Consider the following 12,196-nt stretch of genomic DNA (forward strand, 5'->3'; position numbering starts at 1 on the left):
AAACCAACGTTCAACACAGAGGGAAGATCATGATCGACATGGAAAGGAAAGTTGGAAAAGACATCGTTCACAAAGGCCACGATGACGACGTATTGATTTACGACGCTCGTCACCAGCTACCCGCCTGGCTATCCGCCGACATCGTTCAACAGGCAAACCTCGATCCAGTAGCCCTCGATATCGTAAACCAGGCCTACCGCCTGGACGGCAATCGGCTGGTGCTGCGCTCGTTACCGACGATTATCGGCCTGGACGAACTCGAACAGGCGGGCATGTCGGCCTGTCTGCCAGAGCTTCTGGCCTGCTACGAAAAAGCCACCGATCACCTGATACTGACAGGTGTCTGGGTGCTGGAAAGTACCGAAGCCAAGCTGGCGCAACTGCTGGGTTATGACGACATTCTCGACGTCGGGCAACGGCGGCGAGTGCATGATGTCCTGAAGAATCTGGGCGGTTGCCCACAGCAAGGCTTGCTGTACTTCACCCTGTTCAACGACACCTCCAATTACTTCTTTTACCGCAAGCATCATGAACACGTTCCTGGCCTGATGTTGATTGAAGCCGCCCGCCAGGCCATGTACGCGCAATTCTACGAACACAGTGGGTACGCACGCGGTGAGGTGTCGATTTCCATTGTTGACCTGCTGTCGAGCTTCCCCCGTTATACCGAGTCGTCCTTTCAGGTCGACGTACTCGTCAGCGATTACGACGAACCGGCGCAACCTCGGGCACGCAAAGTCGACAAACGTGCGCGTTTCTTCCAGAGGGGCGAACTGGTGGCCGATATCCGGCTACTCGGCGAAGTCATCAAAATGCCCGTCTTCAAGCGCATGCGAAATATCAATATCGATCCGGCCCACTGGTTCCGGCCGCTCAAAGGTATACGGCATGAAGTGCTGGTACGCCTTGAATCCGGTCGTCATCTGGCCGGCCAGTTGGAGTTGCTTTCAATGGCCGGACTGCAAGTCCAGTGCGATAGCTCGGTCAGCCCGCTCGACACACCCGCGCGGGGGCATGTCTATCTGTATCTGGAAAACGAGGGAATGATCAGCCTGCCGGTGCAATCGGTACACGAGAGCGATGCGCCAAAGGGCCGCCTGCTTAAACTGCAACTGGCGGACCTGGATTCGCAGCTGCGATTCAAATGGCGAGAAGTGCTCAAGCAGTTCACTTACTTCTCCCATCAGGAAACAGTCCCCGCCCCCGCTCTCGAGCAGCCGGTCTGGATGACGCCTAACCAGGCGTCGTCAATGCCTGATCAGAGAGCTGAGGCATGATGAACCGTTATCCCCATGTGCTTGAGCCGCTTCGGCTGGCAGGCGGGCTGGAGCTGCGCAATCGTCTGTTTTTTGCTTCGATGGGCGTGGATCTGGCCGATCACAGCGGGTGCGTGACGCCCGCCATGATCGAGTTCTATCAGGGCATCATGGAGGGCGGTTGTTCCATGGCGTTTCTGTGCAACGCCACGGTGTCGCCGCAGTCCCGATTGCAGAGCACCGGGCTCGGACTGTTCGAGCAACACCAGGGCGAATCGCTCAAATCCATGTTCGAGATGTCCGAGCGCATCAACACGCCCGTGGCCGTGCAGTTGCAACATTACGGTGGTCAGGGCACCACGACGCACACCGGCGTTGCCGTGCTGACCCCCAGTGGCGTGCCGTGCCCGCGCGTGTCAAAACTTGATCCGGACTATCGGGTTCGGATCATGGACGAAGCAGACATTGCCCTGGTCATCGAACAGTTCGCCCATTCCGCCTGGCTGGCCTGGATCAACGGTGCCCGACTGGTGCAATTGCAGGCGTCCAACGGTTATCTGCTGAGCAGCTTTCTGTCCCCACACACCAATAAGCGTACGGACCGTTATGGGGGCAGCGAAGAGAACCGTGCCCGTCTGCTGCTCGAAGTGATCCAGGCCATCCGCGAACGAACCCAGGGTGCCCTGATCGTCACCATCCGGCTGGGTATCGACGATGGTCTGGGTGAGCAGGGGCTGCAATTCACCGATATGAAAGAAACAGTCCAGGCTCTCTGCCTGGCCGGCGTGGCGGCACTGGAGTGTTCGATGTGCATAGGCGCGACCTTCGGCCAGCTCATCGTCCACTCCTCCACGATGGACGAGTACCTGCAAGCCGGTGTCAGGGCCATCAAAGCGGTGTCGACGGTACCGGTGGGGTATGCCGGCTTCGTCGACGGGTTAGAGAAAGCCGAACACTTGCTGGCCGATGGCGTCTGCGACTGGGTGGGGATGTCCAGGGCTCTGTTCGCCGACAACGACCTGATTAACAAAACGCTTCAGGGCCGTTCCAGCGACATCCATAAATGCCAGTGGGACAGTAAATGCTTCAGCGACAAAAGTAATCCGCGCCTGGACCGGGTGTATTGCTGCGTGAACCCGAAATACTTGAGACCCTCGTTGGCATAAGGATGCGACACATGTACGACTTCACAGGAAAAGTGTGCCTGGTAACAGGCGGAACCAGCGGGATTGGCGAGGGCGTCAGCGAACGCCTGATCGAGGCGGGAGCCGATGTGATCGTGTTCGGCAGAGACGCAGAAAAAGGTGCGCAGCTGGCAGACCGGCTGGGCGAACGTTGCCGGTTCATTGCCTGCGATGTAGCCGATCCGGCTCAGGTAGAACAAGCATTCGACACCATTCGATCCGTCTACGGCAGGCTCGATTGCGCCTTCAACAATGCCGGCGTGACCGCCCGCTATGGCGCGCTGGCGGACTCGTGCCCGGATGACTGGATGAAGGTGATGAACATCAATGTCAACGGTACCTACCACTGCATGAGGCATGAACTGCAAATCATGCTCGGCCGGGGAACAGGCGCCATCGTCAACACATCGTCCTGTGCCGGCGTAGTCCCTATTGGCGGTCAGGTGGCCTATGTCGCCAGCAAACAGGCGATCAACGGCATGACCCAGGTGGCGTCCATCGAAAACGCCAGGCTGGAAGATGGCGGATGCATTCGTGTCAACGCGGTTGCCCCTGGCCCTATTCTGGGCGGCATGAACAGCGAAGCACGCTTGAAGGCGGCACCGGAAAACACCCAAAGAAAAATCAACGTCACCTCCATGAAACGCTTCGGTACGGCGGATGAAGTGGCAAACGCCGTACTCTGGCTACTCAGCGATCAGTCGTCCTACGTCACGGGTGTAATCATGCCCATCGATGGCGGCTACGCGAGCGGCAAGTTCTGATATCAAAACCGCACGCTTCAAAAGACCAGACAGCACACACAAAACGACCCGCTCATGGCGGGTCGTTTTGTGTGCGGCGAAGGATCAGAAATCGTAGCGAACCTTGGCGGTGAAGGTGTCTGCGTTGAAGTCGGCTTTGGTCAGGTAATCATACGACCCGCCTACGCTCCAGGCACCGATCCGATACGTTGCGCCCAGACCCAGTTCATAACTGTCACGCGCAGGTTTGGCACCGCTGGTGGTGAACGGCGTGCCGCCGAGCACAAAGGTCGAGGTGGTGTTGGCCTGGTCACCGATGAAGTCGTGCCACGCCATGGCCTTGGCTTCGGGCTCGAGACTGCCGGCACCGACATCGAAGGCGGCGGCCAGGCGTGCGCCGAGGCCCATTTCGCCTACTTCATAACGCTGGCTGCCGACGTTCAGCGAGGCCGAGCTGCCTTTTTCACGGTACGAATCAATCGCCACGTTGGCGTAGCGCGCACCGATCTGCGGCTCCAGCAACACCTGCTGATTGAAGCGCAAGGTGTAACCGGCCAACGCGTTCACGCCGAAGATGTCACTGTCGTAATCGCCCTCGGCACGGGTGCCGGCGATGTAGCGTTTGGACTCGTTGCTGTTCCAGCCATAGGTCAGCGAGGTGTCGACGAAGAAGTTGTCGTGGGTCCAGTTGCCGTACAGCGTCAGCGCGTTACCGATAACGTCGGTCTTGCTCCCGGCGTCGGACTTCACGTTGCTGCTCAGGTAGCTGTACGCAATGCCCAGCGTGGTGTCGGCATTCAACTGGCCATCGGCGCCCACTGCGACGCCGTGGCTATTGGCGCTGTAACCGTCGACGCCGCTGCGCGAACCTTGATCGGCGTCGCTGCTCAAGGCTTGCAGCCACACGCCTTTTTCGGCCAGTACGTCACCCGAGGACAAACCGCTGCGGGCACTGCTGGAGCGAGTGTTGATGGCGTTCGCGACCAGCGTCTGACCGTTGGTGGACGCCTGGATTGCGCCATGGCTCACGTCCGGGTTAAGTGTTTCGGAAAGCTTCGCCAGCTGCGCATCGCTGCTGGCGTTGGCGAAGGCCTGGAACACCGGATCGTGTGCATCGAGTTTGCTCATCAAGCCATCCGAGACACGCCCGGCCGCGCTGGCGGCGTTCGATGAACCACCGGCATTCAGAACGTTTTGCTCCACAACGGCCTGCCCCTTGGCATTGACCAGCGCCTTCACGTCGTTGCCCTCAACGCCGTAGTCCTTCACCTCCAGCAACGCCGAAGAAGACACCACTGTCAGGTTCTTGCCGCCTTCCAGCTTGCCAGAGCTGATCAAGGTGTAGCGGGTACCGCCATTAGCCGTACGGAAGTCTTCGGAGCGCGCCTTCAACTCAAGATGAGCGCCTGGGCCGATGTCCGCCAGGCCGGTGACCTTGAGCACCGGAAGATTGGGGTTGGTGTCGTTGCCCAGGAACATATGCAGCACCGAAGTCGGCTCTTCCATGTCAAATTCGCCGATGATCGTGGTGTGGGCTTGTTGCAGCGTCAGCTCGCCCTTTTCCACCGTGATGTAGTCCGCCTTGATGGTCGAACCGTCGAAGTTCACATCACCATTGATCTTCACTCCGGAAAGGCCCATCAGGTTGCCTTTGACGTTACCGCCATTCCAATAGAAATAAGCTTTTCCGTCATCGATCTGAATGGCCGCATCACCGCCTTCGATCGAGCCAAGGGATTGGGTGATCGACAGAAGAGGATAGGTGTTCTGCTGGTTCCTGACTTGAATGCCGAACCTTTCGCCGGAGATAAGGCCAGTATTGTTAATGATCGAGGTGTTGTACCTGGATGCAAACCCGAACGTAGCGCCATCCAGTCGCAACGCCACAGCATTGGCGCCTGTGGCCTTGATCGTGCCTTCGTTGATCACACTGTTACCGATGTGGGTGCCGATCAGTGCCACCCCGGTCGCGTTCATCCCGCTGACGGCGATATTGCCCGAGTTCAGGAAGTTGTTGGTAACAACGCTGCCTTGATCCTTGATGCCATAAGAATCGTCACCGTTGATGGTGATCGGGCCGTCGTTGATCAAGTTGAGAGGTGCGGCAATGGCAGGGGTGTGAATGGCGGCAGCAGCCACAGAAAGCGCCAGAACTGAGCGGCGCAGGCAAGAGGTGTTCAATGCAGATTCCCTTCAGAAGCATATAGAGGACGCGTTTTCAGTAGGCGCGCCCAGCTTCTTTCAGGCATCCATACCGGCCAACCAGCGGGGGCTGGTTCAGGCGCGGGCAATATACAGGTGCCATCATTTGGACACCATCAAAAAATGCCAAATGGATGACGTCAACTTCCTGATAAATCAGGCTACGGGAGTCCCGCCCAATGCACCGACGACCTTGTTGAAGGTGGCTTTCACCGAATCCCCCAGCGGCGTGACAAAGGCCACAACGACCAGGCCGACCATCGCGACGATCAGCGCATACTCAATCGCCGAAGCGCCCTCGGTCCGGCTCATGAACAACTGGAATCGAATGAACAGGTACCGCACCCATTGAAGGAACATACGCTTTCTCCTGCAAGGAGTAGAACACTCCGATGGCTCTAAGGACTGACCTGGTACAACTTCGGTTGCGGGAACAGGTTGTCCAGGGTTTCCAACAGGCGCACGTGATAGATCGGTTTACGGAACAGGTCCAGTACCTGCAAGCGCAGCATGTCGCTGACGTCGTCCATGTCGGCATGACCGGAAGTCACGATCACGGGCAAGTGCTGGCGGGAAGTGTGCTCGCGCAGACGGCGGATCAGTGAGATGCCGCTTTCTTCCGGCATGCGCAGATCGGTGATAACCAACGCAATATCGGGGTGACGGGTCAGGTGCTGCAACGCGAGTTTGACCGACGTTGCAGTGAAGCAACAAAAGCCCTCGCCCTCCAGCAACTCCGCAAGTTCCAACAGGGCGTCTTCTTCATCGTCCACCAGAAGCAACTGTTGGCGCGGGAGCGAAGAAGCGTTCATGTGCAACTCCTTTCACTGAGCAAGCAATCGGATGGGAGCACGAACAATCGATCAGGGCACAACCGTCCCACCCAGTGAAGTGATGACCTTGTTGAAGGTGCCTTTCACCGAGTTGCCCATCGGTCCGACGAAGGCAATCACAACCAACGCCACCATCGCCACGATCAGCGCATATTCAATGGCTGAAGCGCCTTCGGTCCGGGTCATGAACAGCTGGAAGCGGATGTACAGATACCGCACGACGTTAAGGAACATACAGCTTCTCCTTTGCGCCAGAGGGCGCCGATGTAACGGGGGCACAACATGATTGCTCTATGCCATCGGAGCATTGTCAACAAACCCCACTCCAGCAAGTGTAATAAGCGGTTAATCACAAAGTATTAATCGGAATGTTGGCGCCCAAAAACCGGCACACAAACAAGGGCGTCTCATCGGTTCGTGCGTTATTTTTTGGCCGGTGATGGCGTTTTGATTTTGCTGCGCTACTTTCAAATAGCCAAATAGTTACACGTTCATAGCTGCCTGATTGCGAAATTATCTCGTTGAAGTTCACGAGCCAGTGATGCAGCAGGAAAGGGAGAGCCGTCATGAACAGTCGTGTCACCATGAGTCTGGCTGGACTGCTGTTGTTCGGCGCCGTCATTGTCGGGTACTGGGGATTGGTGCTAAGCCGACAACCCGCAGCCGTTACCGATCCCGTCGCCGCCCCTGTCACCGTCGCGGTGGAAAAAACGCTGACAAGCGCAGAAGACCAGACCCGCCAACCCGTCGTCGTGCTGGTGCATGATGTCTTGCCTTTTACCCCCCTCACCGCCGCTGACCTGACCCTGGAAAAACTCCGTAATGCCCCCGTCGGCAGCTTGAGCAGCCTGGACCAGGCCGTTGGCCGTATCCCTTGGCGACGCCTGAGCGCGGGCACCTGGCTGAACAACGACAGCTTCGAGGCCGGCGGAGCGTTGGCACGGATGATCCACAGTGATGAGCGTGCGCTCGCGGTGGCGGTGGACGAAGTAATCGGCGCTGCCGGACAACTGATCCCGGGCGACTACGTCGACGTGCTGCTGTTCCTGCGTCAGGACACCACCAACGCGCAGCAATCGGCGCAAATTGTCATACCGGCCATGCGGGTATTGGGTGTGGGCGAGCAATTCGGATTGACCAACGACGGCAAACCCGCCTCCCCTGCCACCAGCTCCGATGAAAAACTCAAACAGGACCAACGTCGTATCGCGGCCCGCAGCGTAGTGTTGGCGGTGCCCGAACAATTGCTCAGTCGAATGATGCTGGCGACTCAGGTCGGCACCTTGCGCCTGGCCGTGCGCAGTAGCGAAGAGCAGCTCCTAGCCAAATACTGGGCAGGTGAAAGCGATTCATCCTCCCTCCTGAATGCCACCAACACTCAGCTGTTCCAGTTCACCCAGCTGGCCTTGGGCAGCACTCCGAAAAACAGTGTCAGTGCACGTCCGGTGGCGGTGTCACGGCGCAGCATCGAGGTCATACGCGGCATTCAGGTGACCCAACAAACCCCTTGATCGAGCAAGGATGCAGGTCCTCAAAAACCGCAACTTCGATAAACGCAGCGGACCCTCACAATGATCCAGAACCTGAGCCAGACGTTCCTTGCGATTACCCGCAACAGCACTGACCTTGAGTGGTTGCAAGGCGCACTCGCGCCCTTGGGCCAAGTAGTCAGCGCCGGTGGCGGCAGCCTCGATGAACTGCTGGCGCTGGTGGACGTAACCTTTGCCAGCCTGGTGTTCGTCGGCCTCGACCGCGAGCATGTCGTGGCCCAGAGTGCGTTGATCGAAGGCGCGCTGGAAGCCAAACCGATGCTGGCGATCGTCGCGCTGGGCGACGGCATGGACAATCAACTGGTGCTCAACGCCATGCGCGCCGGGGCTCGGGACTTCGTTGCCTACGGCTCACGCGCCAGCGAAGTCTCAGGTCTGGTACGACGCCTGAGCAAACGTCTGCCGCCCGTCGCACCCAACACCCAACTGGGTGGCTTGACGGTGCTGTTTGGTACCCAAAGCAACGCCGACGGTGCCCTGCTCGCCGGACACCTGGCCCTGGTGATCCAGAAGAGCGGCCAGCAAACCTTGCTGCTGGACCTTGGCCTGCCTCGTGGTGACAGCCTGGCGCTGCTGGGGCTGGAGAGTTCGTTCCATTTTGGCGATGCACTGCGGCATCTTCGGCGCCTCGATGCGACGCTGATCGACAGCGCCTTCACCAGCGCCGAAGCCGGGCTGCGAATCCTCGCCTACGCCAACAACGACGAACCGCTGGAGCGCACCAGCGCCGCCGAGCTGTACATGTTGCTCAGCGCCCTGCGCCAACACTTTCAGCACATCGTGGTGAACCTCACCGGTCAACCCGACAGCGAAGCCCTGCGCACGTTCGTCAGCCATTGCGACAAGCTGCTGTGGTACACCGACCAGAGCGTGCTCGATTGCCGGCGCAACCTGACGGTGCTCAACCTCTGGCGCGAAAAAGGCATGAAGCTTGAACACGCGCAATTGCTGGTCGACCGCTACCTGCGCCACGCGGCCCCGGATTCCGACACCCTGGGCAAGACCTTTGGCCTGGAAGTGATCGCCGTCCTGGCCTACAGCCCCGAGGTTCGGCTCAACGCAAAAAACCAGGGCGTGTCCCTGTTCGAACTGGCCCCGCGCGAGGTCCTGACCCAAAGTTTGCGCACCCTCGGTGAACGTCTGGCTAAGCGCTCTGAAAGCCTGGCCACCCCAAAAGTCAGTTGGCTGAATCGCTTGCGGGGCAACAGATGAGCGGTGAAAAACTCTTCGGCGCACAGACCCTGAGCCCGATCGGCAACACCGATCATGAAGGCCTGAAACTGGTGCTGCATCGCTACATCATCGATGCCATCGAAGAGTCCGGAAAAAACCTGCTGGAAGGCTCGCGTCAGATTCTTTCGCAATTCGTCATCGACAAGGTCGCCGAATACATCGCCCGTCTGCACCTGGCTATTTCGCGTTATGAAATGGAGCGCCTGGCGGAAGAACTCGTCGACGAACTCACCGGTTTCGGTCCGTTGGAAGTGCTGTTGCGCGACCCGGCCGTGACCGAGATTCTGGTCAACGGTCCGCACCGGGTGTTCATCGAGCGTGACGGTGTATTGCACCAAAGCGATCTGCGCTTCATCGACGCTCATCACGTCGAGCGGGTCATGCAACGCATCCTTGCGCCACTGGGGCGGCGTCTGGATGAATCCTCGCCGATGGTCGATGCGCGCATGCCCGACGGTAGCCGGGTCAATGCAATCATCCCGCCCATCGCGCTGGACGGACCGTGTCTGTCGATTCGCAAATTTCGCAAGGACATGCTTAAAAGCAGCGACCTGATGGCGATGCAAACCATCGATCAGGCGATCTTCGACTTCATTCAAGAAGCGGTGGGCAAACGCTGCAACATCCTCATCAGCGGTGGTACCGGCACCGGCAAAACCACGCTGCTGAACATTCTCAGTCAACTGATCGACACTCACGAACGTCTGGTGACTATCGAAGACGTCGCCGAACTGCAACTGGGCCACCCTCACGTCGTACGCCTGGAAACCCGTCCACCCAACGCCGAGGGCCACGGCGAGGTGAAAGCCAGCGACCTGATCCGCAACGCCCTGCGGATGCGCCCGGACCGAATCATCCTTGGCGAAATCCGTGGCGTTGAAGTGCTCGACGTACTGACTGCGATGAACACCGGTCACGACGGTTCGATGAGCACCGTGCACGCCAACAACGCCCAGGATGCGCTGTTACGCCTGGAGACCCTGGTCGGCCTGACCGGGCGTCAGATCGCCGAACGCACGCTGCGACAGATGATCTGCGCGGCACTCGATGTGGTGATTCAACTGACGCGCCTGCCGGATGGCCGGCGTTGCGTCAGCGAGGTGGTGGAAGTGGTGGGTATCCGCGAGGACATCTACGTCACCAACACGCTGTTTCGTTTCGACCGACGGACCGGCTTCGGCTTTCTGCGCGAAGCGGTCAACCCCGCGGGCGACAAGCTGCGCCATGAGTTGTCTCTGCCCCTCAACTGACTTGACGAGGCTTGCGCGATGATCGGCCCGATACTGCTCAGCCTGATGTGCGTGGTGTTCCTGGGACTGTCGATTCGGCTGTTCTATCAGGGCCTGCGCAAGACCAGCACCGAACGCGTATTGAATCGACTGGCCCAGGGGCAACCGCAGTTGATCATCAAGAAACCCGTGTGGGCAGGCCTTGAGCGGGCCTTTTTGCGCGCGGGCCTTGGCCGCCCGACCGAGCGTCTGGCGCTGTGGCTGGTGCTCTGGGCATCCCTGTGCCTGATCGGATTTATTGCACAGAGCTGGCTTGGTCTGCTGATGCTGTTGGTGGCGCCGCCCTTGGCATTGCGTTTGTACATTGCCTGGCGTTACCGACGTCGCTTAAGGCGAATGATTGAACAGTTGCCGCAGTTGCTCGATCACAGCGTGCGCAGTCTCAAATCCGGCCGCACCCTGGCCGACGCAGTGATGGGAGGCATCGACGCCAGCGCCGACCCGCTTAAAAAATCGATGGGGCGGATTCAGCGCAACGTGCAATTAGGCGTCAGCCTGCCCGACGCGGTGCACGATTTTGCCGAGCTCTTTGATCAGGATGAGCTGCGCATGTTTGCCTTGGGATTGAAGGTCAATCATCGCTACGGCGGCAACGCCAGCGAGCTGCTGGAGAACCTGATGAAGCTGATTCGCGAACGCGAGCAAGGCGCCCGTCAGCTCCGGGCCATGACTGGTGAAACCCGAATGACGTCCTGGGTTCTGGCGTCGCTGCCCATTCTCATCGCGAGCTACTTCATGCTGACCAACCCCGGTTACATGCTGGGCATGTGGCACGACCCCGCCGGCCAACACATGCTGATCGCCGCGGTGGGTTTGCAGATCGTCGGGTGCCTGGCGCTGTGGCGCATGTTGCGGAGTATCTGAGATGGCCTTACTGGTGAGCGCATTGCTGTTCCTGGGGGCCGTGGTGCTGGTGCTTGGCAATCTGCTGGAACAGCGGCGGCGTGAGCGGCACGTCGCCCAACGCCTGCAAGGGCATGTGGTGCAGGAAAGCAAATTAAGCAGCTGGTTGCGGGCGCTCGGGGACAGCAGGTTCGGCCAGCGGTCGGTCAGCATCGACCGCGAGACCCAAACCCTGCTCACGCGCCTGGGTTGGCGCAAATCCAGCGAGCGCTCGTTGTTCGCCGCCTGCCAGATCGGCACGCCCCTGTTGGTGCTCGGGCTGGCGGTGTTCTTTGAACAGGTGTTCTACCCCAACGCGCAAAACCAATGGCTCGCTCCGTTGCTGGGAGCCGGCCTGGGTTATCTCTTGCCCAAACGGCTATTGGCCTACGCCGTAAACCGTCGGCAAAAAAATATTGCCATCGAGATTTCGACGTTCATTCCACTGCTGCGGATTCTGTTCGAATCGGGGATGGCCATAGAGCAGGCTTTGCGTGTGCTCAGCACCGAGGCGCACAAACTGCTGCCGGAACTAACCAGTGAACTACGCCTGATCCTGACTCGGGTCGACTCCGGTCTGGAGCTCGGCGAGGAGCTGCACAAGACTGCGACGCTGCTGGCCGTGGACGAGTTCACCGACACCTGCGTGATCCTCCAGCAACTGATCCATCAAGGCGGCGGCGCCATGAAATCGCTGCTCACGCTCAAGCAGTTGCTCGACGACCGACGCCTGACGCACTTGCAGGAATACATCTCGAAAATGTCCGCCAAGATGTCCGTGGTGATGATGCTGTTTCTGTTTCCCGCGTTATTGATCGTGTTGGCGGGGCCGGGCTTTACTGCTATTGCCAGGGCGTTTGGATCCTAGAGCCGCATCATCAGGCGGACGAGCCGCTCGTAGCAGCTGTCGAGCTCGCGAGGCTGCGTTCGGCCGCAAAGCGGTCGTAAAATCGGGCAACGCGTTCTATCAGGCAATCCGCGTATATAGGATTTGCGAGGACTTCGTCCTCGAACGCAGCCTCGC

The 12,196-nt window shown here is 59.1% G+C and carries 12 protein-coding genes; 8 read left to right on the forward strand and 4 right to left on the reverse strand.

Translation table 11 applies throughout. The features are described from left to right. Positions 1 to 38: 38 nt before the first annotated feature. The 3 genes from BK659_RS23610 to BK659_RS23620 are packed head-to-tail and all read left to right on the forward strand — an operon-like array spanning position 39 to position 3,204. Entirely contained in the window at positions 39 to 1,277 is a 1,239-nt protein-coding gene (locus tag BK659_RS23610) for an AfsA-related hotdog domain-containing protein (RefSeq protein WP_259740303.1), read from the forward strand. Then, positions 1,274 to 2,422 carry an oxidoreductase gene (locus BK659_RS23615; protein WP_123427576.1) on the forward strand — a complete coding sequence of 383 codons (1,149 nt, stop codon included), beginning with the start codon at positions 1,274 to 1,276 and terminating at the stop codon, positions 2,420 to 2,422. The genes BK659_RS23610 and BK659_RS23615 overlap by 4 nt, the downstream gene beginning before the upstream one ends. 11 nt (positions 2,423 to 2,433) lie before the next feature. Beyond that, the gene (locus BK659_RS23620; RefSeq protein WP_123427578.1) at positions 2,434 to 3,204 is read left to right on the forward strand and encodes an SDR family NAD(P)-dependent oxidoreductase; all 771 of its coding nucleotides are present in this window, start codon (positions 2,434 to 2,436) and stop codon (positions 3,202 to 3,204) included. A gap of 84 nt (positions 3,205 to 3,288) precedes the next feature. Here the strand turns inward: BK659_RS23620 and BK659_RS23625 are convergent, their stop codons facing one another. The 4 genes from BK659_RS23625 to BK659_RS23640 all read right to left on the reverse strand — a co-directional run bounded on the left by BK659_RS23625 (position 3,289) and on the right by BK659_RS23640 (position 6,452). Next, on the reverse strand, positions 3,289 to 5,364 hold the full coding sequence (locus BK659_RS23625; protein ID WP_123427580.1) for an autotransporter family protein: 2,076 nt from the start codon (positions 5,362 to 5,364) through the stop codon (positions 3,289 to 3,291). 177 nt (positions 5,365 to 5,541) lie between these two features. After that, complete coding sequence (locus BK659_RS23630) at positions 5,542 to 5,745, reverse strand: Flp family type IVb pilin (protein WP_123427582.1); 204 nt, start codon at positions 5,743 to 5,745, stop codon at positions 5,542 to 5,544. Positions 5,746 to 5,783: 38 nt separating this feature from the next. Next, on the reverse strand, positions 5,784 to 6,197 hold the full coding sequence (locus BK659_RS23635; protein WP_123427584.1) for a response regulator: 414 nt from the start codon (positions 6,195 to 6,197) through the stop codon (positions 5,784 to 5,786). Positions 6,198 to 6,248: 51 nt separating this feature from the next. Next, positions 6,249 to 6,452 carry a Flp family type IVb pilin gene (locus BK659_RS23640; RefSeq protein WP_123427586.1) on the reverse strand — a complete coding sequence of 68 codons (204 nt, stop codon included), beginning with the start codon at positions 6,450 to 6,452 and terminating at the stop codon, positions 6,249 to 6,251. 332 nt (positions 6,453 to 6,784) lie between these two features. Here BK659_RS23640 and cpaB point away from each other — a divergent pair, with 332 nt between their 5' ends. The 5 genes from cpaB to BK659_RS23665 are packed head-to-tail and all read left to right on the forward strand — an operon-like array spanning position 6,785 to position 12,040. After that, a complete protein-coding gene (gene cpaB, locus BK659_RS23645; RefSeq protein WP_123427588.1) occupies positions 6,785 to 7,729 on the forward strand; it encodes a Flp pilus assembly protein CpaB in 945 nt (314 codons plus the stop codon). Between the two features lie 60 nt (positions 7,730 to 7,789). Further along, positions 7,790 to 8,980, forward strand: a complete 1,191-nt coding sequence (locus BK659_RS23650) for a CpaE/TadZ family protein (RefSeq protein ID WP_123427589.1) — start codon at positions 7,790 to 7,792, stop codon at positions 8,978 to 8,980. After that, positions 8,977 to 10,251 (forward strand): TadA family conjugal transfer-associated ATPase, encoded by a 1,275-nt coding sequence (locus BK659_RS23655; RefSeq protein ID WP_123427591.1) that lies wholly within the window; start codon positions 8,977 to 8,979, stop codon positions 10,249 to 10,251. Before BK659_RS23650 ends, BK659_RS23655 begins: the two co-directional genes overlap by 4 nt. A gap of 18 nt (positions 10,252 to 10,269) precedes the next feature. Beyond that, entirely contained in the window at positions 10,270 to 11,154 is an 885-nt protein-coding gene (locus tag BK659_RS23660) for a type II secretion system F family protein (protein ID WP_123427593.1), read from the forward strand. 1 nt (position 11,155) lies between these two features. Next, positions 11,156 to 12,040, forward strand: coding sequence for a type II secretion system F family protein (locus BK659_RS23665; protein ID WP_123427596.1), 885 nt, complete (start codon positions 11,156 to 11,158; stop codon positions 12,038 to 12,040). The last annotated feature ends 156 nt before the right edge of the window (positions 12,041 to 12,196 follow it).

Origin of the sequence: Pseudomonas brassicacearum, assembly GCF_003732225.1 — a bacterium.
Classification (GTDB): domain Bacteria; phylum Pseudomonadota; class Gammaproteobacteria; order Pseudomonadales; family Pseudomonadaceae; genus Aquipseudomonas; species Aquipseudomonas brassicacearum_E.